The 23236-nt window shown below is 72.4% G+C and carries 24 protein-coding genes; 9 read left to right on the forward strand and 15 right to left on the reverse strand.

Annotated features, from left to right (window positions below; translation table 11 throughout):
• Nucleotides 1–8: 8 nt before the first annotated feature.
• Nucleotides 9–2006 carry an APC family permease gene (locus tag LUU90_RS00955; RefSeq protein WP_275001321.1) on the reverse strand — a complete coding sequence of 666 codons (1998 nt, stop codon included), beginning with the start codon at nt 2004–2006 and terminating at the stop codon, nt 9–11.
• 85 nt (nt 2007–2091) lie between these two features.
• Between LUU90_RS00955 and LUU90_RS00960 the strand changes: the two genes are divergently transcribed.
• Nucleotides 2092–2745, forward strand: coding sequence for a potassium channel family protein (locus tag LUU90_RS00960; protein ID WP_275001750.1), 654 nt, complete (start codon nt 2092–2094; stop codon nt 2743–2745).
• Nucleotides 2745–3416, forward strand: coding sequence for a potassium channel family protein (locus tag LUU90_RS00965; protein WP_274997283.1), 672 nt, complete (start codon nt 2745–2747; stop codon nt 3414–3416). Before LUU90_RS00960 ends, LUU90_RS00965 begins: the two co-directional genes overlap by 1 nt.
• Here the strand turns inward: LUU90_RS00965 and LUU90_RS00970 are convergent.
• The 4 genes from LUU90_RS00970 to dut all read right to left on the reverse strand — a co-directional run bounded on the left by LUU90_RS00970 (nt 3413) and on the right by dut (nt 5964).
• A complete protein-coding gene (locus LUU90_RS00970) occupies nt 3413–4171 on the reverse strand; it encodes a DUF3159 domain-containing protein (protein ID WP_275001322.1) in 759 nt (252 codons plus the stop codon). The genes LUU90_RS00965 and LUU90_RS00970 overlap by 4 nt on opposite strands.
• Before the next feature lie 54 nt (nt 4172–4225).
• Entirely contained in the window at nt 4226–4606 is a 381-nt protein-coding gene (locus tag LUU90_RS00975; protein WP_275001323.1) for an OB-fold nucleic acid binding domain-containing protein, read from the reverse strand.
• Between the two features lie 15 nt (nt 4607–4621).
• Complete coding sequence (locus tag LUU90_RS00980) at nt 4622–5347, reverse strand: DUF3710 domain-containing protein (protein WP_275001325.1); 726 nt, start codon at nt 5345–5347, stop codon at nt 4622–4624.
• A gap of 140 nt (nt 5348–5487) precedes the next feature.
• Nucleotides 5488–5964 carry a dUTP diphosphatase gene (gene dut / locus LUU90_RS00985; RefSeq protein WP_275001326.1) on the reverse strand — a complete coding sequence of 159 codons (477 nt, stop codon included), beginning with the start codon at nt 5962–5964 and terminating at the stop codon, nt 5488–5490.
• Between the two features lie 89 nt (nt 5965–6053).
• Between dut and LUU90_RS00990 the strand changes: the two genes are divergently transcribed.
• Complete coding sequence (locus LUU90_RS00990) at nt 6054–6497, forward strand: DUF3093 domain-containing protein (RefSeq protein WP_275001327.1); 444 nt, start codon at nt 6054–6056, stop codon at nt 6495–6497.
• 201 nt (nt 6498–6698) lie between these two features.
• Here the strand turns inward: LUU90_RS00990 and LUU90_RS00995 are convergent, their stop codons facing one another.
• Together LUU90_RS00995 and LUU90_RS01000 are read right to left on the reverse strand one after the other, a co-directional pair.
• Nucleotides 6699–6998: a DUF4193 domain-containing protein gene (locus LUU90_RS00995; RefSeq protein WP_116675819.1), complete on the reverse strand. Its 300-nt coding sequence runs from the start codon at nt 6996–6998 to the stop codon at nt 6699–6701.
• A 310-nt stretch (nt 6999–7308) separates the two neighbouring features.
• Nucleotides 7309–8172: an inositol monophosphatase family protein gene (locus tag LUU90_RS01000; protein WP_275001328.1), complete on the reverse strand. Its 864-nt coding sequence runs from the start codon at nt 8170–8172 to the stop codon at nt 7309–7311.
• A 120-nt stretch (nt 8173–8292) separates the two neighbouring features.
• Between LUU90_RS01000 and sepH the strand changes: the two genes are divergently transcribed.
• A complete protein-coding gene (gene sepH / locus LUU90_RS01005) occupies nt 8293–9486 on the forward strand; it encodes a septation protein SepH (protein WP_275001329.1) in 1194 nt (397 codons plus the stop codon).
• Nucleotides 9487–9603: 117 nt separating this feature from the next.
• Here the strand turns inward: sepH and LUU90_RS01010 are convergent, their stop codons facing one another.
• From LUU90_RS01010 to LUU90_RS01040, 7 genes are all read right to left on the reverse strand, one after another.
• Entirely contained in the window at nt 9604–10410 is an 807-nt protein-coding gene (locus LUU90_RS01010; protein WP_275001330.1) for a hypothetical protein, read from the reverse strand.
• Complete coding sequence (locus tag LUU90_RS01015; protein ID WP_275001331.1) at nt 10407–11276, reverse strand: transporter substrate-binding domain-containing protein; 870 nt, start codon at nt 11274–11276, stop codon at nt 10407–10409. Before LUU90_RS01015 ends, LUU90_RS01010 begins: the two co-directional genes overlap by 4 nt.
• A gap of 63 nt (nt 11277–11339) precedes the next feature.
• Entirely contained in the window at nt 11340–11981 is a 642-nt protein-coding gene (locus LUU90_RS01020; RefSeq protein ID WP_275001332.1) for a thymidine kinase, read from the reverse strand.
• Between the two features lie 99 nt (nt 11982–12080).
• Complete coding sequence (locus LUU90_RS01025; protein WP_275001333.1) at nt 12081–13274, reverse strand: alkaline phosphatase family protein; 1194 nt, start codon at nt 13272–13274, stop codon at nt 12081–12083.
• Nucleotides 13271–13855 carry a DUF5998 family protein gene (locus LUU90_RS01030; protein WP_275001334.1) on the reverse strand — a complete coding sequence of 195 codons (585 nt, stop codon included), beginning with the start codon at nt 13853–13855 and terminating at the stop codon, nt 13271–13273. The genes LUU90_RS01025 and LUU90_RS01030 overlap by 4 nt, the downstream gene beginning before the upstream one ends.
• Nucleotides 13856–13950: 95 nt before the next feature.
• Nucleotides 13951–16683 carry a GNAT family N-acetyltransferase gene (locus tag LUU90_RS01035; RefSeq protein ID WP_425596157.1) on the reverse strand — a complete coding sequence of 911 codons (2733 nt, stop codon included), beginning with the start codon at nt 16681–16683 and terminating at the stop codon, nt 13951–13953.
• Between the two features lie 39 nt (nt 16684–16722).
• Nucleotides 16723–17178, reverse strand: a complete 456-nt coding sequence (locus LUU90_RS01040) for a hypothetical protein (RefSeq protein WP_275001335.1) — start codon at nt 17176–17178, stop codon at nt 16723–16725.
• A gap of 212 nt (nt 17179–17390) precedes the next feature.
• Between LUU90_RS01040 and LUU90_RS01045 the strand changes: the two genes are divergently transcribed.
• The 5 genes from LUU90_RS01045 to LUU90_RS01065 all read left to right on the forward strand — a co-directional run bounded on the left by LUU90_RS01045 (nt 17391) and on the right by LUU90_RS01065 (nt 22889).
• The gene (locus LUU90_RS01045; protein WP_275001336.1) at nt 17391–19868 is read left to right on the forward strand and encodes a DNA gyrase/topoisomerase IV subunit A; all 2478 of its coding nucleotides are present in this window, start codon (nt 17391–17393) and stop codon (nt 19866–19868) included.
• Between the two features lie 90 nt (nt 19869–19958).
• Complete coding sequence (locus LUU90_RS01050; protein WP_275001337.1) at nt 19959–20342, forward strand: YciI family protein; 384 nt, start codon at nt 19959–19961, stop codon at nt 20340–20342.
• A complete protein-coding gene (locus tag LUU90_RS01055; RefSeq protein ID WP_275001339.1) occupies nt 20343–21686 on the forward strand; it encodes a DUF6596 domain-containing protein in 1344 nt (447 codons plus the stop codon).
• A gap of 226 nt (nt 21687–21912) precedes the next feature.
• Complete coding sequence (locus LUU90_RS01060) at nt 21913–22365, forward strand: GNAT family N-acetyltransferase (protein WP_275001340.1); 453 nt, start codon at nt 21913–21915, stop codon at nt 22363–22365.
• A complete protein-coding gene (locus tag LUU90_RS01065) occupies nt 22362–22889 on the forward strand; it encodes an O-acetyl-ADP-ribose deacetylase (RefSeq protein ID WP_275001341.1) in 528 nt (175 codons plus the stop codon). The genes LUU90_RS01060 and LUU90_RS01065 overlap by 4 nt, the downstream gene beginning before the upstream one ends.
• Here LUU90_RS01065 and LUU90_RS01070 read toward each other — a convergent pair.
• The gene (locus LUU90_RS01070; protein ID WP_275001342.1) at nt 22831–23202 is read right to left on the reverse strand and encodes a hypothetical protein; all 372 of its coding nucleotides are present in this window, start codon (nt 23200–23202) and stop codon (nt 22831–22833) included. The two genes, LUU90_RS01065 and LUU90_RS01070, sit on opposite strands and share 59 nt — an antisense overlap.
• Nucleotides 23203–23236: the final 34 nt, after the last annotated feature.

Raw genomic sequence — 23236 nt, forward strand, 5'->3', positions numbered from 1 at the left:
TCCCCTGCCTAGATCCGCCTGCCGTGCATGAACGTGTCGTCCTCGAGACCGGTGTGGCCGCGCGACGAGGCGAGCTGCCACGGCACCGACGCCACGACGACCCCGGGTGTGAACAGCAGGCTGCCCTTGAGGCGCAGCGCCGACTGGTTGTGCAGCAGCTGCTCCCACCAGTGGCCCACGACGTACTCGGGGATGTAGACGATCACGAGGTCACGCGGCGACTCGCGGCGCACCGACCGCACGTACTTCAGCACGGGCCGGGTGATCTCGCGATAGGGCGAGTCGAGGATGCGCAGGGGAACGGGCAGGTCGAGGGCCTCCCACTCGGCGACCAGCCCGTCGATGTCCTCCCGGTCCACGCCCACCGTGACGGCCTCGATCACGTTGGGCCGGGCGGCCCGGGCGTAGGCCAGCGCTCGCATGGTCGGCTTGTGCACCTTGGAGACCAGCACGACGGCGTGCACCCGGCTGGGCAGCGCCCGGGCCGCGGAGACGTCGTCGAGCGCGAGCTCCTCGCGTACGCGGTCGTAGTGCTTGCGGATCCCTCGCATGAGGACGAACAGCACGCCCATCGCCAGGAGTGTGATCCAGGCGCCATGCGTGAACTTGGTCACCAGCACGATGATCAGGACCGTCCCGGTGAACGCGAAGCCGATGCCGTTGACCACGCGCGAGCGCTTCATGCGGCTGCGCACCGCCGGGTTCGGCTCGGTGCGCAGCTCCCGGGTCCAGTGCCGCAGCATGCCGAGCTGGGACAGGGTGAACGAGACGAACACGCCCACGATGTAGAGCTGGATCAGGCGCGTCGTCGAGGCGTCGAACGCGACGATCAGGACGATCGCCGCGATGGCGAGCGTGACGATGCCGTTGGAGAACGCGAGGCGGTCGCCGCGGGTGTGCAGCTGGCGCGGCAGGTACCCGTCGCGGCCCAGGATCGAGCCCAGCACGGGAAACCCGTTGAACGCCGTGTTGGCGGCGAGCACCAGGATCAGGCCAGTGACGGCGGACACCGCGTAGAAGGCGGGCGGGAAGCCCGAGAACACCGCCTCGGCGAGCTGGCCGATCACGGGGATCTGCACGTAGTCGGCCGAGACCGGCTCGCCGTTCACCTGCAGCTGGGTGTGCGGGTCCTCGGCGAAACGGACACCGGTGGCCTGGGCCAGCAGCAGGATCGAGATGATCATCGTCGAGGAGATGCCACCGAGCAGCAGCAGCGTCGTCGCGGCGTTGCGCGACTTGGGCTTGCGGAACGCGGGCACGCCGTTGCTGATCGCCTCGACACCGGTCAGGGCGGCACAGCCGGAGGCGAACGCGCGGGCCAGGAGGAACGCGCCGCCGATACCGACCAGCCCCTGGTCGAACGCGGCCTCCCCCACGAGCTCGTACCCGGAGCTCGCGGCCTGCGGCAGGTTCCCGGCGAAGTAGCGGACCGCACCGGTGACGACCAGCGCCCCGATGATCGCCATGTAGCAGTAGGTCGGGACCGCGAACGCCGTACCGGACTCCCGGACACCGCGCAGGTTGACCAGGGTCAGCACGGCGACCGCCGCCACGGCCGCGACGACCTCGTGGCCCCGCATCCCGGGGATCGCGGCCGTCGCGTAGTGGGCCGCCGCCGAGATGGACACGGCGACGGTGAGGACGTAGTCGACGAGCAGCGCGGACGCCACGCCGATCCCCGCCGTCCGGCCCAGGTTGGTGGTGGCGACCTCGTAGTCACCGCCGCCGGACGGGTAGGCTCGCACGTTCTGCCGGTAGGACGCCACCACGATGAGCAGCACCACGACCACGACGAGACCGACCCACGGCGAGAACGCCAGGGCGGCGATGCCGGCCAGCGAGAGGGTCAGGAGGATCTCGTCCGGAGCGTAGGCCACGGACGACAGGGCGTCCGAGGCGAACACCGGCAGGGCGATCCGTTTGGGCAGCAGCGTGCGACCCAGGCTCTCGCTACGTTTGGGGCGGCCGACCAGTAGTCGTTTGGCCGCATCGACGATGTCCGACACGTTGGAAGACTCTATGCCTGCCGATGGCCCGGAGCGCACCGTAGGGCCGCGGCGCGGTAGCGTTCCGTTCGTGCACTTCGTGATCATGGGCTGCGGCCGTGTGGGCTCCAGCCTCGCCCAGGAGATCGAGGGCCGCGGACACTCCGTCGCCGTCATCGATCAGAACCCGGACGCGTTCCGGCGCCTGCCCTCGGACTTCTCGGGCAAGAAGGTGACCGGCGTGGGCTTCGACCGGGACACACTCGTCCAGGCGGGGATCGAGGACACGTACGCGTTCGCCGCGGTGTCCGACGGCGACAACTCCAACATCCTGTCCGCCCGGGTGGTCCGCGAGACCTACGGCGTCGACAACGTGGTGGCCCGCATCTACGACCCGCACCGCGCGGAGATCTACCAGCGTCTGGGCATCCCCACGGTCGCCACCGTGCGCTGGACCGCCGACCAGGTGCTGCGCCGGATGCTGCCGATGGGCTCCACCGACGAGTACCTCGACCCGTCGGGCACCGTCCGGCTGGCGCAGATCGACTACCACCGGCGCTGGGTCGGCCGGCCCGTGCTCCACATCGAGGCCGCGACCGGCGCGCGGGTCGCCTTCGTGACCCGGTACACCTCCGCGGTGCTGCCCACGCCCGACATCGTGCTCCAGGAGAACGACGTGCTGCACCTCCTCATGACCACGGACGCCTCCGCCGACGTCGAGCGGATCCTCACCGCCGCGCCGACCGCCGAGGAGGACTGATGCGCGTCGTCATCGCAGGGGCCGGGTCCGTGGGCCGCTCGATCGCCCGGGAGCTGCTGAGCCACGAGCACGAGGTCACCCTGATCGACAAGAACGCCTCGGCCATGCGGGTCTCGCAGGTCCCTGAGGCGGAGTGGGTGCTCGCCGACGCGTGCGAGCTCCCCGCGCTCGAGGCCTCCGAGATGGAGCAGGCCGACGTCGTGGTGGGCGCCACCGGCGACGACAAGGTCAACCTCGTGTTCTCGCTGCTCGGCAAGACCGAGTTCGGGGTGCCGCGCACCGTCGCCCGGGTGAACAACCCGAAGAACGAGTGGATGTTCGACCAGTCGTGGGGCGTGGACGTGGCGGTCTCGACGCCGCGCATCATGACCGCGATGGTCGAGGAGGCGGTCGCCGTGGGCGACCTGGTGCGCATCTTCAGCTTCCGCCAGTCCCGCGCCGACCTGCTCGAGCTCACGCTGCCCGCCGACTCCCGCGTCGCCGGGACGCGTGTCGGCCGGGTCGTGTGGCCGGCCGACGTCACGCTCGCGACGATCGTGCGCGACGGCCGGCCGCTCGTGCCCAGCCCGGACGACACCCTGGAGGCCGGCGACGAGCTGCTGCTGGTCGCCGGCGCGGACGCCGACACCGACACCCTGCAGAAGCTCCTGGTGCCGAAGGACGAGGGCTAGGCCGGAGCCTGCACCTTCGGCCGGCGCACGACGTACCAGGTCAGGTACAGAACCAGCGCCCACAGCGGCACGCCGAGCAGCAGGTGGAACGTGCCGAGCCACGCGATGTCGCCCGCGAAGTACAGCGGCGTCTTGACTGCCAGGCGCAGGGCGAACAGGCCCACCCAGAGCCAGGTGGCTTGTCCGTAGGTGCGCATCTTGGCGGGGTCGTCGCGCCAGCCCGTCAGAGCGGCGAACGGCGAGGCGCCGGCCTCGGCCTGCGCCTTCACCGCCTCCGGCGTCAGACCGGCGCGCAGTGCCTCCACCACGTAGCCGACGGCGGGGCGGCGGATCAGGATGCTGCCGAGCAGCACCACGAGGTACCCGGCGTTGAGCAGCAGGCCCCCGGCGTAGTAGTTCTCCGCCTCGCCGGACGTCCAGGCCCACACCACGCCGATCGCGATGCCGAGCAGGCCGCCCAGCGCCTGCGTGACGGGTGTGCGCTGCACCAGCCGCGCCACCACGAGCACCAGGGCGGAGACGACCGACGCGACCAGCGGGATCACCAGGTTGGGGGTGGAGATCACGAACGCGACCACGAACACCAGGCCGGGTAGCACCGCCTCCACCAGGCCACGCACGCCGCCGATCGCCTGCGCGGCGGAGAACTCCTCGCCGGCCAGGGCACGCATGCCGCGCGCCGGCGCCTGCGCCGGGGCCCCGTCGGGCTGCTGCTCGGACTGCGGGGGCACGTCGGGACGTGCTGGTTCACTCATGGGGCTCATTGTGCCGTGCTCCCCGGGGTGCTGATCGCCCCCGTCGCTCATGCGTCATTCGCCCGGCCGGGGCCGGAGCTCGTACCGCGGGTTGAACATGGTGCGCCGCCCGTCGACGTCGCACACCATGCCCTCGACGCGGATGCGGCGGCCGGGCTCGATGCCGTCGATGGTCCGGCGGCCGAGCCAGACGAGGTCCAGCGCGCCGGAGCCGTCGAACAGCTCCGCCTCCACGGTGGGCACGCCCTCACGCGGCCGCAGGACCACCGAGCGCAGCACGCCGGCCACCTTGCCGCGGGACCGGACCGGCACGGAGGCGACGGCCATGCAGCCCACGTTGCGGGAGGCGTCGGCGCGTTCCTCGGTGTCCCGGACCTCCTCGTTGGACGCCAGCGACTCAGCGATACGGGACGCGAGGCTCGAGCGCAGCGACATCAGCGGTTCACCTCGTCAGCCGATCTGGGTGATCTCGGGGCCGCGGCGCAGAGGATCGATGTCGGACATCTGCGGTACCGCACCCTCGGGGCCGGCAACGGCCGCTGCCGGCTGTGCACCATCCTTGCGCGCCGACTTCGGCAGCGCCAGGGGCAGCAGGTCCCGGGGCGGACGCGGGCTCTGGTCACGGACCACGACGATGTTCGCGAACACGGACTCCAGCGCCTTGGCCGCCTCGGCGTCGAGGGCCGCCTTGCCCGCGAGCACCCCACGGATGAACCAGCGCGGGCCGTCCACGCCGACGAACCGTGCGGGACGCTGGCCGGGCTGTCCGTCCGGGCCCTTCACCGGCATGCGGACCAGCAGCTCGCGGCCGAACACGCCGGGCACGTCGTCGACGATCCCGCCCTGCCCGCTCACGGACTGCGCGATCTCGTGCCGGATCTCGTCCCAGATGCCCTCGGTGCGGGGCGCGGCGAAGGCCTGGATCTGAAGGTTCGACCCCTCCAGCGCGGCCGTCACCCCCGTCACCTTCTGCGTCTTCTTGTCGATCTCCATGCGGAGCTCGAGACCCGGCATCACCGGCAGCCAGATGGCGCCGAGGTCGACGCGGGGACCCATCTCCCCCACCTGCGACCGGTCGAAGGGTCCGTGGGGCCGCTTCTGCTGCTCGGCCTCCACCGACGCCCACTCGACCGGTGCGGGCTCATTCGCCGTGCCTCGTCGGCTGAACAGACCCACAGCCACGCTCCTTCGTAGTTCGTCGTCCTGCGTGCGCACACGGATACAGCGCACAGCAGCGTTATCCACTCGTTACTTACAGACTAGACCCGTCCGGGGTGGTGCCGGTACGGAAGTCGGGACCGCTCCGCGCCGAGCGTTCAGCGCCCCGCGAAACCGCCGCTCGAGCCGAAGCCGCCGTCGCCGCGGTGCGAACCCGGCAGGGTCTCCGCGGGCAGGAACCGGGCCCGCTCGACCTTCTGGATCACGAGCTGCGCCACCCGGTCACCACGAGCCAGCTTCACGGCCTCGGTGACGTCGGTGTTGAGCAGCGTGACCTTGATCTCGCCGCGGTAGCCGGCGTCGACGGTGCCGGGCGCGTTCACGATGGTGACCCCGTGCTTCGCGGCCAGCCCCGACCGGGGATGGACGAACGCCGCGTAGCCGTCCGGCAGCGCGATCGAGACTCCCGTGGGCACCACCACCCGGCCCTGCGGCGGGATCTCGATGTCGACCGTGGTCACCAGGTCGGCGCCGGCGTCGCCGGGGTGCGCGTAGGAGGGGACGGGGACGTCGTCGAGGAGGCGGATGAGCACGTCTACCGTGCTGCCGTCGTCGGTTGGCACAGGGGTGGGCACGCCGGAAGAGTACGCCACCTCGGCCCGCCCCGCCGCAAGAGTGCCCGGACGTGCGTCCCAGCAGTGCTCAGGGCTGGGATGATGTTCCCATGACGGCGACCACCCTCACCTTCCATGAGCGTCTTCTGCCCGGTCCCGGTGGCTGGCTCGGCACGGTCGGTCTGGGCGCCATCGCGGCGATCGCGCTGTGGCCGCTGCACACGACGGCGGCCCTGGTCGTCGGGCTGCTGGTCTGCGTGGGGTCCGCGGCGGCCCTGGCCATCACCTCGCCCGTCGTGGAGGTGTCCGACGGCGTCCTGCGGGCCGGCAGCGCCCGGGTCCCGGTCACGCTGCTCGGCCCCGCCGAGGCCCTGGACGTCGCCGCCATGCGGCACGAGCTGGGCCCCGGCCTCGACGGGCGGGCGTACGTCTGTCTGCGCGCATGGGCCCGGACCGGCGTGCGGGTCCCCCTCGACGACCCGGCGGACCCGACCCCCTACTGGCTCGTCTCGACGCGGCGCCCGCAGCTGCTGGTGGAGGCGCTGCTCGGCTGAGCCGGAGGTGCAGCGCAGGGTGCGGGCCGAGGAACGAGGCACGCGCCCGGAGCGGAACCGCAGGCTCAGCCGATACAAGTAGGGCCTGAGCCGGAGGCAAGCCTGAGCCGAGGGTCCCGTCCCCGGTCCCCGGGCACGACGAAGGCTGCCACGCATCGCATGACAGCCCGGTCGTGTCGTCAGTGCCGAACGCCTGGTGGATCAGGCGGCGCACTCCGTGCAGATCATCTGGCCGGCCTTCTCGTAGGCCAGCTGACTGCGGTGGTGCACGAGGAAGCAGCTGGAGCACGTGAACTCGTCCGCCTGTCGGGGCAGCACGCGGACCGCGAGCTCCTCGCCGGACAGGTCAGCACCCGGGAGCTCAAAGCCCTCGGCCGCTTCGGTCTCGTCCTCGTCCACAACGCCCGAGGACTTGTCAGATCGACGCGCCTGCAGCTCCTGGATCGAGTCCTGCTCGACATCCTCATCGGTCTTACGCGGGGCGTCGTAGTCAGTTGCCATGTGGTGTTCTCCGTCGGTAGGTGGTCGCGCCGGAAGGTTTCGGGTCATCCGGGGATTCGACGCCGCCCCGGCCGGGTCACCGCAAGCGCCGTCGAACGGCGTCCGTTGCGGGTGTACGCGCAGATAATGCATGCCGCCCCGGATTTGTTCCCGACTCGGCCCACGGATTGTGCACCATTTCGTATCGGCGCGCTACATCTGCGGGTGTAACTCAGGTCACGTATGCCCTGACCTGCGTCAACGCAGCATTATTTGCTTTTGGACGGCGTTCGACGGTGACATCTCTCGCCGGACCGCGTCAGAAAAAAGATCACCCGAACTCGGCGGAAGTCGCCCCGTCCGCATCTGCCGCTTCGAGGATCTCGGACAGCTGCGCGACGAGCTCGGGCGGGCCCGCCACGGTCATCGCCTGACCGGCCGGCCCGCCGCGGAGGCCCGTCACGACGGCGCCCGCCTCGGTGGCCACGACCGCCCCCGCCGCCATGTCCCAGGGGTTGAGCCCGCGCTCGTAGTACAGGTCGATCGAGCCGTCCGCGAGGAGGCACAGGTCGATGGCGGCCGAGCCGAGCCGCCGGATGTCCCGGATCTTGGGCAGCACCTGGGTCAGCACCTGGGCCTGGTGGGCACGGCGGGCGGCGTCGTACCCGAAGCCGGTGCCGACCAGGGAGGTGCCGAGGGACACGGGGGCGCCCACGCGGACGGGCTCGCCGTCGCGGGTGGCGCCCTCGCCGAGCCCGGCCGACCACGTGCGGCCGTCGGCCACGCTGTGCACGCACCCGGCCAGGACGGTCCACGAGGCGGGTTCCGGCGGCCCGGCCACCACCGCCACCGATACGGCCCAGGAGGCCACCCCGTACAGGTAGTTCACCGTTCCGTCGATCGGGTCGAGCACCCAGGTGAGGCCGCTCGTGCCGGCGACGTCGTCACCCTCCTCGCCCAGGATCGCGTCGTCGGGCCGCTCGGCGGCGATCATCGTGCGCAGCAGCTCCTCGGACGCGCGGTCCATGACCGTCACCGGGTCCACCTCGCTCGACTTGGTGGCAGCGACCACCACGCGATCCGGTCTACCCTCACGGACCAGGGCACCGGCGGCTGTCGCGAGGCGGACGGCGAGGTCGCGGAGGGCGGTGACGGTGACGCCGTCGGGCAGCTCGGGCAGTGCGGGTGAGATCACGCACCCATCCTGCCGCACCGACCACCGGCCGACTATCCGGCGGCACACCGACGCGCCTGCGCCGCTGGGCCGCCCCGCAGTGGCAGGCTCGGCCCACAGGACTACCCCGGGAGGACTGGCATGGACGAGCTGGAGCTGGTAGGGCTGCACGAGGACGGTGAACGACTCGTCCTTGCTGCGCGCGACGGCGCCCAGAGCACCCTGCCCATCACCGATGCCCTGCGTGCCGCGATCCGAGGGGACCGCCCCCGCATGGAGTCCATCCGCGCCCGGGAGGAGTCGGCGCTGCGCCCCCGCGAGATCCAGGCGCGCCTGCGCGCCGGCGAGACCTGCGAAGCGCTGGCCGAGGCCTCGGGCCTGCCGCTCGACCACGTGCGCCGGTTCGAGTACGCGGTGCTCTCCGAGCGGGAGCACTCGATCGCCCGGGTGCGGGCCAAGGCCGTCCTGACGGACGACGACGGCGCCACCACGCTGGGCGAGGTCGCCGACGAGCGGCTCCGCTCGCGGGGCGTGCGCCCCGCCGACGCCCGGTGGACCGCCACCCGGGAGGGCACCCACCCGTGGATCGTGCAGGTCGAGTTCGAGGCCGCAGAGCGCCCTCGCCTCGCCCGCTGGTCCCTGGAGCCGCGCGGCGGCTTCGTGACCGCGCTCGACGACGAGGCGCGCTGGCTCGGCCTCCCGGAGGACGACGGCGGCCCCTCCTTCGCGGGCGTGTCGGCCCTGCCGCCGCACCGCAGCAACCACCACCCGTCGGCGCCCGCACCGCCCGAGCAGGACGACACGGACCTGCTGCTCGACAACCTGTCGGAGCGGCGGGGACAGCGCCCTGCCCGCAGGCAGTCGCCGGACAACGATCTGCCGGACATGATGGAGCTCGACCTGGACGGCGCGGATGGTCCACCGGCCGGTGAGCCCGAGCCGGCACCCGAGGAGGCGCCCGAACCGTCGGCGTCCGTCGTCGACATCGGCGCACGACGGGGCGGGTCCCGCCCGCGGATGCCCTCCGTCAAGGTTCCGGACTCCCCCGCTGATCTCGAGTGGGACGGACCGAGCCAGTGGGAGATCACGGCCCCCGCGACCGGCTCGGAGCAGCGGCCCGACCCCGGCTCTGCCGCCGAGGCGTCGCCCGCGGACAACCCCGCGCCTCAGCCGGCGCCCCAGGCCGACACGGAGAAGGTGCCGGAGAAGGTGCCGGAGAAGCCACCGGCCGAGCCCGCGACGCCCAAACGCCCGGCGGCGAAACGCGGCCGCAAGTCGCGCGCGCAGGTACCGAGCTGGGACGAGATCGTGTTCGGCTCCCGACCCGAGGTCTAGCGGGCTCGGTCGTGCAGGCTCGGTCGTGCAGGCTCGGTCGTGCAGGCTCGGTCGTGCAGGCTCGGTCGTGCAGGCTCGGTCGTGCGGGCTCGGTCGTGCGGGCTCGGTCGTGCGGGGTCAGTCGTGCAGGACCGCCCGTGTCACGGTCAGCGACACCCGGCACGCCAGGTCGTCGTGCCGCTGGTCGACCTCCGCCAGGACGTGCACGGCGCTGGTGCCGCCGCTGATGGGAATGTCGACGGGCCTGCCCGACGGGCCCCTGACCGGGACGCGCGGGACGTTGTCGACAACCGGCGTCAGGACGATCTCGGCCGCGGCGACGCAGGACCCGGTGGCCGCCGGGTTGTGCAGCACGGGCAGGAACGTGACGTGACCCCGCGGCGGCGGGTCTCCCGGCAGGCTGATCCGGAGCTGGGTGCAGTCGGCGGTCGGGGCGCCGGTCCCCTCCTCGGTGCGGCGCTCGCCGTCGACGTAGCAGTCGGTGAGGCCGGCGGGCGTGCTGTCGTCGGCGGGTTCCTCGGACACGGCGGCCACCCTGATGTCGCCGGTGACCGGGATCGAGGACGCCGAGGTGTAGTACCACGTCAGGAACGTCGCGGCGGCGAGAACGGTGACCAGGCCCGCGACGGTGGATCTCGGCCGCGCGGTGAGAGTGGCGACGAACCGGCTCCACCAGCCCGGTGCGTCGTCGTCGGCCTGGTGGGTCTGGATCTCCTGGACCCCCTGCCGCACGGCGAGGCAGATGCCCACGTAGCTCAGGAGCATCGCCGCGGCGTCGATCGAGGACCGGCCCTCCGACGGTTCCAGCACGAACGCGATGACGCATACCACGCCGCCCGCGACGAAGATGGTGAGGTCTCCGCGTCGGCCGCGCGGCTTCGCGGACCGTTCGGCCGCGAGCGCCGGGTCGCCAGGTCCGGTCACGGCTCGGCTTCCGGGTCGGGGCACTCGGTGAGGTCACCGTCGTCAGGCTTGAAGTCCGCGGGGTCGAGGTAGTCAGGAAAGTTGTTCTCGAAGGTCTGTACCCACCAGCCGCTGATCAGCGCCTGCAGGATGGCGTCGTCCAGGAACTCGCACAGCTCGGCGTCGCCGTGGTCGATCCCGATGCCGTAGAGCTCGGCGTTGCCGAACTGCTCGTCGGGCAGCACCTGCAGGCCGCCGAACTCCTCGGCGTAGCCGTAGAGGAGCAGCTGGTCGGTCGAGACCGCGTCCACGGTGCCGGCCAGGAGCTTCTGGGTGCAGACGCCGAACCCTTCCTCCTGGACGGCGACGATGCCCGAGAGGTTCTCCTTCATCTGGTCCCACGACGTGCTGCTCCGAGCCGCGCAGACCTTCTTGCCCCTGAGGTCGGCGGCGGACTCGATGCCGGAGTCCGAGCGGACCATCACACCCTGCTTGGTCTTCATGTACGGGCCGGCGAAGGAGATGTCCTCCTTGCGCTCGTCGGTGATCGAGTAGCTGCCGATGACCAGGTCCGCGCCGTCCTCGTCCTGCAGCTCCCCTTCGCGCTGCGTGGTACCGAGGTTCTGCTCGACCACGTTCAGCCCGCAGTAGCTGCCCAGCCACTGGGCGAAGTCGTAGTCGAACCCACCGCGTGTGGAGTCGGTCTTCTGGAAGTTCATCCCGGGCTGGTCGCTGTGCATCCCGATGACGACTCGTCCCTGCACGCCGAGGAGCGATGCGCACTCCTCGTGCGTCTCGGACTCGGAGGCCGGGCCGCACCCGCTCGCGAGGACGAGCGTCGCGGCGCACGAGAACGCGATGAGGGCTCGCCTGCTGGCCGTCGCCATGCGCGACAAACTATCATTTGCCGGATTTGCCCGGAAGGAAATCGCGCTTCGGGAATCCCCCGATCAGCCCCAGAGCGACTCGTCCGCCGAGCGACGGCGGGCCGTCAGCGCCGTCATGCGCCGCATGTGGTGCCGGCGGCACAGCACCTCGTAGGCGACGTCGGCCGCCTCGAGCGACCCGACGTCACCGATCACCACCTGCTCGCCCTCGGTGACCATGACGCCGTCGACGGTGCGCGCGTTGTGCGTGGCGCGTGCACCGCACCAGCACAGCGACTGCACCTGGAGCACGTCGATCCGGTCGGCGAGCTCGATGAGCCGGGCCGAGCCGGGGAACAGCCGGGTGCGGAAGTCGGTGGTGATGCCGAACGCGAAGATGTCGATCTCCATCTCGTCGACGAGCCGGGCGAGCTGCTCCACCTGCTCGGGCGAGTAGAACTGCGCCTCGTCGCACACGAGGTAGTCGACGGCCTCACCGCCGGCGAGCCGGCCGCTGATCTCGACCCAGAAGTCGGTGTCGTCGGTCACCTCGTGGGCGGCCACCTCCAGGCCCAGCCGGCTGGAGACCCTGGCCTCCCCCGCCCGGTCACCACGACTGAAGATCAGCCCCTCGCGCCCGCGGGCGCGATAGTTGTGGTCCGTCTGGAGGGCGAGGGTGGACTTCCCGGAGTCCATGGTCCCGGAGAAGAAGACGAGCTCAGCCACGGAAGCCTCCTCGGTCTCTACTTGAGTCGCATGAGTCTGCGGTTTCGCTGCGGGCGCGTGCCTCGTTCCTCGGCCCACACCCTCCGCTGCGCCTCCGGCTCATGCGACGGCGGTCAGCAGCGGTACGAGCATCTCGTGCTGGGTCAGTGACCCGTGCACGCCCGGCAGGCCGCGCGCGGCCGCGGAGTGCACCCGTGAGTCGACGACGGTGGCAGCGCCGGTCATCGCGACCACCACGTCCCCGATCGCCGGGAGCACGTGCTCGGCGACCGGCCCGAACCAGCCGCTCGACACCGCCTCGTCCCGCAGCAGGACGACGGCGTGCTCGCCCAGCCGCTCCGCCCACCGCCGCGCGACGTCGGCCGGGTCGGCGTCCTGGTCCGCGTAGACGTGCAGGGCGCGGGGCTCGCCGCCGACCATCGCGACGCCGGGCTTGAGCGCCGGGTCGGAGGCGACGTCCCACTGCGTGGCCAGGTCGGCCCGGATCTGGCCGTGGTCGGCGGTGATCACCACGAGGGTGCCGCGCGGGACGCTGCGCAGCAGCCGGCGCAGCTCCTGGTCGGTGGATTCCAGCGCGTCGCCCCACTGCCACGAGTCCCAGCCGTAGCCGTGCCCCGTCTTGTCGACGTCGCCCTGGTACAGGTAGACGAGACGCTGGGCCTCGCCCGGCTGCCGCAGCGCCGTCACCGTGGCGTCGACCCGCTGCTCGAACGTCTCGGCCGCGACGTAGGCCGGTCCGCGCAGCGCGGCCTGCGTCATACCGGACCCGGCGAACTTGCCCGGGCCGGGCGCCGTGACCCGCGTGCCTGCCGCGGCCAGCGTCTCGAAGACGGTGGGCTCACGCTGCAGGTCGGCGGGGTCGCCGAGCTCGCGCCACTGCACCAGGGACGCCAGGCGGCCGTTCGCCGGGTTGCGCTGGGTGTAGCCGAGCATCCCCGTGCGGCCGGGGGCGGTACCCGTGCCGAAGATGCTCAGGCCCGCCGCCGTCGTGGACGGGAAGCTCGAGGTGAGCGTGGCGGCCTGCTCGTCCCGCTCGCGCAGGAGCCCCCGCAGGAACGGGGCGTGGCCGCCGCGCTCGGCGAGATTGCGGATGCCGAGCCCGTCGACCAGGACGACGACCACGCGGTCGGCGTCGGGCAGGCCGAGGGCCGTGCGGCAGCCGGCGGCGGTGAGGCCGGTCGCGGTGGTCAGGTCGTGGCCCAGCGCGCCGGCCACGGCGGGCATCACCGCGGCGAGGCTGGTGGTGTCGTAGGACGGCGCGACCAGGCCGTCGGGAAGGTGCGGCGCGGTCACTTCGGCGCGGAGGTCGCCCGGGACAGGGCGCGCGCGAAGTCGACGGCGGCGCGGACCGCCGCGTCCCCCTCGGCCTCGCTGGAGACCCGTACCACCACGTCGTCGGGCGTGACCTGGCCCGTCAGTCCGTGGTCGGCGGTGCAGTTCGGGTCGACGCACGTGGCCGGCTCCAGGTCGACGCGCGACACCGCTCCCCAGCCGATCGCCAGGGTGACCTCACGCGTCGCCGCGCGCTTCGGGTACCGCTCCGGGTCCGCGATCACGTGCGTGAGCGCCACGGAGCGGATCTCGCGCACCGGCACGACCTCCGTGGTGGCCGACGCCGATCCGGGCCGCGCCGGGTCCTCCCCCGAGTGGTCGTCCACGTGCGCGGTGACCAGGCGGGTAGGAGTCAGCACCAGGACGGTGAGGTGCCTGCGCACCTCCGAGTCGAAGGTGGTCTCGGCCTGCACGAGGTGGGCCAGCACCTCCTCGTCGGCCAGCGCCACGTCGAGCACGTCCGCGACGAGCTCCGGGTAGTAGCCGGCCCGGTGCAGATGGGCGGTCAGGTCGTCACGGGCATCGGTAGGGGCATGGGGCACGGTTGGCATCATCCCATCCGGGTCGCGCTCAGGTCCACATGGTGGGGATCACCGGACCGCCCGGAAGGATCCACGACGGGATCCGCGGAGGGGCTTCAGCCCGGCAGCGCCCGGCGCGGGGCGTCCGTCCGGCGCTCCGCGGGCCGCAGCCGGACCGTCGCGTGCAGCACCGAGGCGCCGTGCTCGGCGACGGCCACCGGGTACAGCTCCAGGGACGCGAGCTCCGGCAGGTCCTCGGCCATGACCGAGACGCGCGCCAGCACGTCCTCGAGCGCGTCGACGTCGGCGGCGGGCGCGCCCTGGTACCCGAACAGGCGCGGGGCGGCCCGGACCCCGCGCACCATGCGCGCGACGTCGACGTCCGTGAGCGGCGGCACGCCGTGCGCCACGTCGTCGAGGAGGTCGACGGCGTCGCCCGCCAGCCCGAACGACACGACCGGCCCGAACAGCTCGTCCTCGACCGACCGCACCACGCACGCCACCCCGGTGGGCGCCATCGCCTGCACCTCCAGCACCGGGTCGGGCGCCGGCACCAGGACCGACGCCGCGGCCAGCATGCGCTCGACGTCCTCGCGGAGGTCCTCGGCGTCGGCGATGTCGAGGCGCACGCCACCGAGGTCGGCCCGGTGCCGCAGGGCGGGCGCGGCGATCTTGAGCGCGACCGGCCAGCCCAGCTCCTCGGCGGCGGCGACCGCCTCGTCGGCCGTCCGCACGCTCCGCGACCCCCACAGCCTCAGGCCGTAGCAGGCCAGCAGCTCGGCCGCCGCGGCCTGGTCCAGGACCAGGCCGTCGCGGCGCGCCGCGTCGAGATCCTGGCCGAGCAGCGACTCGACGAGCGTGCGCGCCCGGGCGCGCGCGACGCCGTCGGACACGCCTTCCTGGAGGGCCGGGCGGACCGGCGTGCCGTGGTCCTGCGTGCGCCACTGCGCGTAGCGGACCACCTCGCCGAGCGCCCAGACGGCGTCCTCCGGCGTGGAGAAGGCGGGAATGCGGACGTCGCCGGACGCGAGCTGGTCGGGCATGCCGTGCAGGCCGAGCGCGCTGACGACCGTCGTACGGCCCGTGCGCGCGGCCGCCTCGGCCACGGCGCGGGCTATCGCGTCGGTGCGCGGCAGCACGACCGGCACGGACACGACGACGACGGCGTCGCACGCACCGGGCGCGTAGAGGGCGTCGACGGCGGCGGCGATCTCGTCGTCGGGCGCACCGGCGGACAGCGGCTCGGGCGGCCCGACGACGGTCAGGCCCGCCGCGGCCACCGCGTCGGCCACGAGCGCCGCCAGCGACGGCGAGCTCGCGAGGATCCCCACCCGGCCGCCGGTCGGGAGCGGCTGGTGCGCCAGCACCTGCGCGACGTCCATGAGCTGGTGCGTGTTCTCGGCGCGGATCACGCCGGACTGCCGCAGCACCTCGTCGAGCATCCGCCGCGGGGCGCGCGTGGCCCGGACCGTGTGCCCGGGCGGCACGACGCTCCCGTGCCGGCCCGCCACGACCACGACCACGGGCTTGACCTGCGCCAGGCGCCGGGCGATCCGCGAGAACTTGCGGGGGTTGCCGAGCGTCTCCAGGTACAGGCAGACGACGTCGGTGTGCGGGTCGTCCTGCCAGTACTGCATGACGTCGTTGCCCGACACGTCCGCCCGGTGCCCCGCCGAGACCAGGGTGGACAGCCCGAGCCCGCGGCGCTTGACGGTCTCGGAGGCGGTGACGGCCACCGGTGAGCTCTGGCTGAACAGGCCGACGCGGCCGGGCCGCGGTGCCGTGAGCGCGAGGCTCGCACGCAGGCTCGCGCCAGGCACGTTCGTGAGCAGGCCGTAGCTGGCCGGGCCCACCACCCGCATGCCCTCGGTGTGCGCGGTGCGGAGCAGCTCGCGACGGCGGGCGACGCCGTCCGGCCCCACCTCCGCCCAGCCCGCCGACAGCACGACGACGCCCCGCGCGCCCGTGCCACGCAGGCGCCGGACCGTGTCGATCACCTCGTCGGGCGGTGCGGCGACGACCGCGAGGTCCACGCTGCCGATGTCCGCCCAGGTCACGTCCTCGCCGAGCACCAGCAGCTCGGTGTCGCCGGGGTCGGCGGCGTGGGCCTCGCGCACGCGGTCGGCGAGCAGCTCGTCGACGGTGCCGCCCTGCGCGGGGCCGACCAGGAGTACCCGCCGGGCCGACAGGAGCCCCTGCATGGAGCGGGCCTCGGTACGGTGCTCGCGGTCGGCCATGACCTCACGGGACCGGTCGGTCGGGTCGAGATCGATCGAGACGGTGACGACGCCGTCGTCCAGGTGCTGCTCGACGGCGTACCCCGCCTCCCGGAACACGCCGAGCATCGCGCGGTTCTGGGGCAGCACCTCCGCGACGAACCGGTGCACGCCCCGCTCGCGCGCCGCGGCCGCGATGTGCTCCAGCAGCACCGACCCGAGGCCCTGGCCCTGGAGCGCGTCAGCGATGTTGAACGCCACCTCGGCGGTACGGCGGCCGGGCTGGTCGTCGGTCACGTCGTAGCGTGCGACCCCGACGATGTCCTCGCCGCCCGTGCCCGGCCGGACCGCGACCAGCGCCGTCCGCCCCACGTGGTCCACCGTGACGAGCTGGGTGAGCATGCGTTCGGGGATGCGCTGCAGCGCGGCGAAGAACCGGAGGTACGTCGAGCGCTCCGACTGGGCCATCTGGAAGCGCTGGAGCGCGTCGGAGTCCTCGGGGCGGATGGGCCGGACGTGCGTCGTGGAGCCGTCGCGCAGCACCACGTCGGCCTCCCACTCGACCGGATACTCCGTCGAGTACGGCAGGCGCACCGTGCCCACCCGTCGGTCGGCCCGTTCTGGCTGGTCCACGAGACCAAGGCTAACGACAGGACGTCAGCGGACCAGCACTCAGCGAATTAGCACCATGCCCACGAGCAGCATGACCGCGAAGCTGACGAGCACCACGCGCTGCCGACGGTTCGGGCCCGAGGCGGTCAGGATCGCGGCGACCGCCGGTCCCGCCGCGAGGAGGAGCCACGCGCCGAGCGCCGGGGCCACGTTGGCCGACACCGCGGCCACCGCGACGACCACGAGGCCGTGCACCACGCCGAGCCCCACCCGCATCGACACGACGACGTGCAGCACGGCGGCGAGCACCGCCAGCCCCGCCCACATGGTGATGCCCTCCTCGAGGCAGCCCCACTCCTGCTGCGCGCACTCCCAGGACTGCATCCACCAGGTCACCAGCGCGCCCAGCACCATGACGGGCACCACGCTCATCCCGACGACGCCGTAGGCGAGCCCGACGCGGACCAGCCATCCCGGCAGGGTGGTTGACCTGCTGAGCAATGGCATTTCGGGCATACCCGAATAGTGCCAGGTGGACCGCGAAAAGTGCACATGTCTCAGCCCGTGACCTCGCCCGATGTTCGAGCGTGCGTTCGAGCGCTCGTTCGAGCATGACGTCCGGGCACGACCTCCGACGTGGCACCAGCGAGGTGCCACCGGAGTGTCGGCGGCGCGGGGTACGGTTTGCCTGTCCGAAACCACCCCAGATTCCAGGAGCCCCACGAACCATGGCGCGCAAGCCGTCGCAGCCGCTCGACGAGAGCGAGATCCACGAGAAGGTCGTGGACATCGACGTCGCCTCGGAGATGGAGGCGTCGTTCCTCGAGTACGCCTACTCCGTCATCTACTCGCGGGCTCTTCCGGACGCGCGCGACGGCCTGAAGCCTGTCCAGCGCCGCATCCTCTACATGATGTCGGACATGGGGCTGCGCCCCGACCGCGCCCACGTGAAGTCGTCGCGTGTCGTCGGCGAGGTCATGGGAAAGCTGCACCCGCACGGTGACGCCCCCATCTACGACGCCCTCGTCCGGCTCGCGCAGAGCTTCTCGCTGCGGCTGCCGCTCGTGGACGGGCACGGCAACTTCGGTTCGCTCGACGACGGCCCCGCGGCGCCCCGGTACACGGAGGCGCGCCTGGCGGCGTCGTCGATGGCGATGACCACGGATCTCGACGAGAACGTCGTGGACTTCGTGCCGAACTACGACAACAAGCTCACCCAGCCCGAGGTGCTGCCCGCGGCCATCCCGAACCTGCTGGTCAACGGCGCGTCCGGCATCGCGGTCGGCATGGCCACGAACATGGCCCCGCACAACCTCGTCGAGGTCGTCTCCGCGGCGCAGCACCTGATCAAGAACCCCGAGGCCACGCTCGAGGACCTGCAGCGGTTCGTCCCGGGTCCCGACCTGCCCACGGGCGGCAAGATCGTCGGCCTCGAGGGCGTGCGCGACGCGTACCGCACCGGCCGCGGCAGCTTCCGCACGCGGGCCACGGCGCGCATCGAGAACGTCACGCCGCGCCGCAAGGGCATCGTCGTCACCGAGCTCCCCTACCTCGTGGGCCCGGAGAAGGTGATCGAGAAGATCGCCGACGGCGTCAAGGCCAAGCGCATCCAGGGCGTCACGAACGTGCAGGACCTCACCGACCGCACGCACGGGATGCGCCTGGTGATCGAGGTCAAGACGGGCTTCGACCCCGACGCCGTGCTGGAGCAGCTGTACCGGGTGACGCCGCTCGAGGACTCGTTCGGCATCAACAACGTGGCCCTGGTCGACGGTCAGCCGCGCACCCTCGGCCTCGTCGAGATGCTGCGGGTGTGGGTGGACCACCGCATCTCCGTGGTCCGGCGCCGGTCGCAGCACCGCCTGGACAAGCGGCTCGAGCGCCTGCACCTGGTCGACGGCCTGCTCGTCGCGATCGTCGACATCGACGAGGTCATCCAGATCATCCGGTCGTCCGACGACGCCGGCATCGCCCGCGACCGCCTGCGCGAGATCTTCGACCTCTCCGAGCCGCAGGCGTCCTACATCCTGGACCTCCAGCTGCGCCGTCTCACCAAGTTCTCCCGCATCGAGCTGGAGAAGGAGGCCGAGGAGCTGCGCCGCGAGATCGCCGAGCTGGAGCGGATCCTCGGCGACGAGAAGCTGCTGCGCCGCGTCGTCAGCACCGAGATGGGCGACGTGGCCAAGACGTACGGCACGCCGCGCCGCACCGTGCTGCTCGACTCCGCGGGCGGGTCCGTCGGTTCGGTGGCGGTCGCCCCGGCGAACGGCCGCAAGAAGACCGTCGAGCCCATCGACCTGCAGATCAAGGATCTCCCGACCCGCGTCGTGCTGTCCGCGACGGGCCTGCTGGCCCGCCTCCCGGACGACGTCCCGGTGTCGCGTGAGGGCAACCGCGCGGCGCACGACGCCCTGCGGGGCGACGCCGCCGCGACCACCCGCGGACAGGTCGGCCTCGTGACGTCGGCCGGGCGCATGCTGCGCATCTCCGTGCTGGACCTGCCCTCGCTGCCACCGACCGACGGCGCGCCGTCGCTGTCCGGCGGCATCCCGGTGAGCGAGCTCGTGGAGCTGCAGCCCGGCGAGACGGTGCGGACGGTGACCGGCCTCGGGCCGGACGCGCCGACCATCGCCGTCGGCACGGCGCAGGGCATCGTCAAGCGCATCGCGCCGTCGGACGCCCCGGCCAAGGGTGACGAGTGGCCGGTGATCGGGCTCAAGGAGGGCGACGCGGTGGTCGGTGCCGCCGTGGTGTCCGACGACGACGAGCTGGTCTTCGTGGCCGACGACTCGTCGCTGCTGCACTTCCCGGCCTCGGCCGTCCGGCCGCAGGGCCGCGCGGCGGGCGGCATGACGGGCATCAAGCTCGGACCGGACCGGAAGGTGGTGTTCTTCGGAGCGGTCCCGTCCGGGGTCGACGCCTCGGTGGTGACCATCGCCGGGACGGGTGACGCGCTGCCGGGGATCGAGCCGGGCGCCGGCAAGGTGACGCCGTTCTCCGTGTACCCGGGCAAGGGCCGCGCGACGGGTGGTGTGCGGTCGCAGCGGCTGCTCAAGGGCGAGGACGGGCTCATCCTGGCCTGGGTGGGTGCCACTCCCCCGCGTGCGCTCGGCGCCGGCGGCCAGCCGGTCGAGCTGCCCGAGGTGGACGAGCGGCGTGACGGCTCCGGAACCCCGATCGCGGTGCCGGTCGCGGTGATCGGCTGACCCGGCGGAACCAGTTGTGTCGAGGCTGTCGATTCTGACGTCGCTCGCCCGTCCAAGGCGTGTCAACATTCCAGAGACGAGGAGCTCGGCATGACCGACAACTGGATGTTCCTGATCCGTGAGCACGACTGGAACTCGGACGCCTATCTCCCGGAGAACCGGGAAGGGCAGAGCCAGCAGGACTTCTCCGAGGACATGGCGGCCCACGAGCGGTTCCAGGAGGCCGTCGCCGACCTCGGCGTGAAGATCACCGGGAGCAACGCCCTCCAGAATGCCAGGTACGGCGGCTGGGTGCTGCCCGGCAAGGAGGGCGAGGAGCCCGTCTACACGGACGCCCCGTTCACGGACACCAACGAGGTGATCACCGGCTACTACGAGGTCGAGTGCGACGAGGCCACGGCGCGCCGGATCGCGGCGCTCGTCCCGAGCACGAACGTGGTCGAGTGGCGCAAGGTCATGCGTTTCGGTTCCTGAGTGCCGATCGACCCCGCGGCGTTCCGCACCGCCTGGCCTCAGGTGGTGCGGTCGCTCGCCGTGACCACGCGCAGCCTGGACAGCGGTGAGGAGTACGCCGCCGAGGCGTTCGCGCGGGCCGCGGCCCAGCCCGACGGTGCCATCGACGACCTGGTCGGCTGGTGCGTCCAGGTCGGGCGCCGCACGTGGCTCGACGCCGTGCGCCACCATGCGGTGTTCGCGCGGCTCCAGCCCCAGATCGCTCGCCCGGAGGTGGCCGCCGTGGACGTGCCGTCCGAGCCGGGCGCGCCCGGCGGCGAGCTCGACGACCGGCTCGCACTGCTCTTCGTCGCGTGCGACGACGCCCTCGCCCCTGGCGCGCAGCTGGTCCTGGCCATGCGCGTGGTCTGCGGTCTCACGATCCGGCAGATCGCGGCCCACCTCGGCATCGCGGAGGCGACGGCCGCCGCGCGGCTCACCCGGGCCAAGGCGGCGCTGGCGCGGGCCCGTGGCGAGTTCGCGGTGCCCGGCGGCGCCGCACGGGACGCGCGGCTGCCCGTCGTTCTCGCGTGCGTCGCGGGCCTGTTCACCGTGGGGCAACGGGACGGGCTCGAGCCCGTCGACGCCACGCAGGACCCGGCCCGTGACGCCCTGACGCTCGCCGACGCGCTCGTCGCGGAGTACCCGGACGATCCCGAGGTGCTCGGCCTCCGTGCCGTGTGCCGCCTCGGCCTGGCGCGTCGCCCCGGCCGCGTGCGCGACGGCGTCGCGCTCACCCTCGACGAGGTGGACCGGTCGGCGTGGGACCAGCGGCTGCTGTCAGCCGGCCTGGACGATGCCACGGCGGCGATCACCGGCGGCACTAATACCCACGGAGCGCTGACCGAGCATCCCGGCCGGTTCGCCCTGGAGGCCGCCATCTCCGGGGTGCACGCCGCGGCGCATGACGCCGCGGACACCGACTGGAACCGCCTGGCCCAGCTCTACGACGCGCTGCTGCACGTATGGCCGTCGCCGGCGACCCGCGTCGCTCGCCTCGTCGTGCTCGGCCGGCTCGCGTTGCGCGGGGATGGAGGTCCTGGTGGTGACGGTGGTGACGGTGGTGACGGTGATCCCGCAGGTGACGGCGGTCTTGGTGGTCCCGGAGGTCCCGAGGGCGACGGCGGTCTTGGCGCGATCGAGCACGAGCTCGAAGATCTGGTCGCCGACGGACCGCCGTACGCCGCCCGGGACGCCAGCCTCGCTCTGGCCGACCTCGCCCGGCACACCGGCCGGACCGCCGAGGCGGCGGCGCGCTACCGCGAGCTGCTCGACGTGGTTCCGGAGGGCCCGCTGCGCGAGTTCTGCCGCAGGCACGCCGGGTAACCGCCTGGCGTCGGTTCTGCTCCAGAGCGAGTTCGGTCCGTTGCACGGCCGGCTCACTGAGATCGGTCCCTTGCTCTGAGATCGGTCAGTTGACCGACCGATGTCAGAGCAACGGACCGAAGTCGCTGATTTCGGTCCGTTGCACGGATCCTCCGCGGAGCGCTCGACAAGGCCCTGCCCGCAATTTCCTCGGCTGATGTCAGTGTCCGGTGGTTGACTCCACCCCATGAACGACGACTCGACCTACGAGTTCTCCACCGACCCTGACCGCATCGACGCCGCACGCGTGCACGAGCTCGTGTCCCAGCACACCTACTGGGCCAAGGACCGCCCGCGCGAGGTGATGGACGCCGCGATCGCGGGTTCCCGGCCCTACGGCGTCTTCCGCCGCGACACGGGTGAGCAGGTCGCGTTCGCACGGGTGGTGACGGACGGTGCGACGTTCGCCTGGCTCGCCGACGTCATCGTCGACCCCGGGCTGCGTGGGCAGGGCATCGGCAAGCTTCTGGTCGGCGGCGTCGTCCAGGACATCGAGCCGCTCGGGCTGCGCCGCACGCTCCTCGCCACCGCCGACGCGCACGGCCTGTACGAGCAGTTCGGCTGGGCGCCGATCGATGAGGGGTACAAGTGGATGGAACGGCGAGGTCGCGGAGCCGACGCCAAGGAGGCAGAGGCATGAGCATGTCCGTCGAGATCGGTGACCTGACCCGCGTGGAGGTCGACGCGGTGGTCAACGCCGCGAACTCCATGCTCCTCGGCGGCGGCGGGGTCGACGGCGCCATCCATGCGGCAGCCGGCCCGCGCCTGCTCGAAGCGTGTCGGCGCCTGCGGAACACCACCCACCGGGACGGCCTGGAGGTCGGCGACGCCGTCGCGACACCGGCGTTCGACCTGCCGGCCTCCTGGGTCATCCACACCGTCGGACCGAACCTGCACCGCGGTCAGGACGATCCCGCCCTGCTGGCATCGTGCTTCGCCCGCTCGCTCGACGTCGCCGCCGAGCTGGACGTACGGTCGATCGCCTTCCCGGCCGTGAGCGCGGGAGCCTACGGCTGGCCGATCACCGACGTCGCCCGTATCGCCGTCATGACCTCTCGTGGCTGGCTCGCCGAGCATCCGGGGGCCAGCCCGCAGGACGTGCGGTTCATGGTTCTCGACGAGCGGGCGCGCGACGTGTTCGACGCCGCGCTGGGGACGGCCTGACGGCCGAACACGCCCGCCGGCCGCTCGCCGCCGCTCGCCGCCGCTCGCCGAGCACTGGCCGACGGACGCCGGCCATGCCCGCCGCCGCACCGTCACGCCGGGCGATGACCAACGCGCCACGCGGCGGCACGAGCTCGGTGCCCGGGTCGGCGGCGATCTCCCGCTCCAGCTCCTCCGGGTCGGTACAGCGGTTCTCCTTGAGCAGGTACCAGCTGTCGCTCATGTGCGTGTAGCACTCGCGCCAGAGGGCGACGGCATCGGGCGAGTCGAACGGCTCGGGGGTCACGGTCCAGGTGTCGTGCGTGAGGGTCACTGTCGCTGTTCTACGCGGCACCGGTGGAGACGTC

Source organism: Promicromonospora iranensis (assembly GCF_028994775.1).
GTDB lineage: Bacteria > Actinomycetota > Actinomycetes > Actinomycetales > Cellulomonadaceae > Promicromonospora > Promicromonospora iranensis_A.

Coding starts and splice junctions, on each gene's coding strand:
- LUU90_RS00965 (WP_274997283.1), top strand. CDS start 2,745: ATGCGCGTCGTCATCGCAGGGGCCGGGTCCGTGGGCCGCTCGATCGCC.
- LUU90_RS01050 (WP_275001337.1), top strand. CDS start 19,959: ATGACCGACAACTGGATGTTCCTGATCCGTGAGCACGACTGGAACTCG.
- LUU90_RS01045 (WP_275001336.1), top strand. CDS start 17,391: ATGGCGCGCAAGCCGTCGCAGCCGCTCGACGAGAGCGAGATCCACGAG.
- LUU90_RS00975 (WP_275001323.1), bottom strand. CDS start 4,606: ATGTCGCTGCGCTCGAGCCTCGCGTCCCGTATCGCTGAGTCGCTGGCG.
- LUU90_RS01060 (WP_275001340.1), top strand. CDS start 21,913: ATGAACGACGACTCGACCTACGAGTTCTCCACCGACCCTGACCGCATC.
- LUU90_RS01040 (WP_275001335.1), bottom strand. CDS start 17,178: ATGCCCGAAATGCCATTGCTCAGCAGGTCAACCACCCTGCCGGGATGG.
- sepH (WP_275001329.1), top strand. CDS start 8,293: ATGGACGAGCTGGAGCTGGTAGGGCTGCACGAGGACGGTGAACGACTC.
- LUU90_RS00960 (WP_275001750.1), top strand. CDS start 2,092: ATGGGCTGCGGCCGTGTGGGCTCCAGCCTCGCCCAGGAGATCGAGGGC.
- LUU90_RS00970 (WP_275001322.1), bottom strand. CDS start 4,171: ATGAGTGAACCAGCACGTCCCGACGTGCCCCCGCAGTCCGAGCAGCAG.
- LUU90_RS01015 (WP_275001331.1), bottom strand. CDS start 11,276: ATGGCGACGGCCAGCAGGCGAGCCCTCATCGCGTTCTCGTGCGCCGCG.
- LUU90_RS00990 (WP_275001327.1), top strand. CDS start 6,054: ATGACGGCGACCACCCTCACCTTCCATGAGCGTCTTCTGCCCGGTCCC.
- LUU90_RS00995 (WP_116675819.1), bottom strand. CDS start 6,998: ATGGCAACTGACTACGACGCCCCGCGTAAGACCGATGAGGATGTCGAG.
- LUU90_RS01065 (WP_275001341.1), top strand. CDS start 22,362: ATGAGCATGTCCGTCGAGATCGGTGACCTGACCCGCGTGGAGGTCGAC.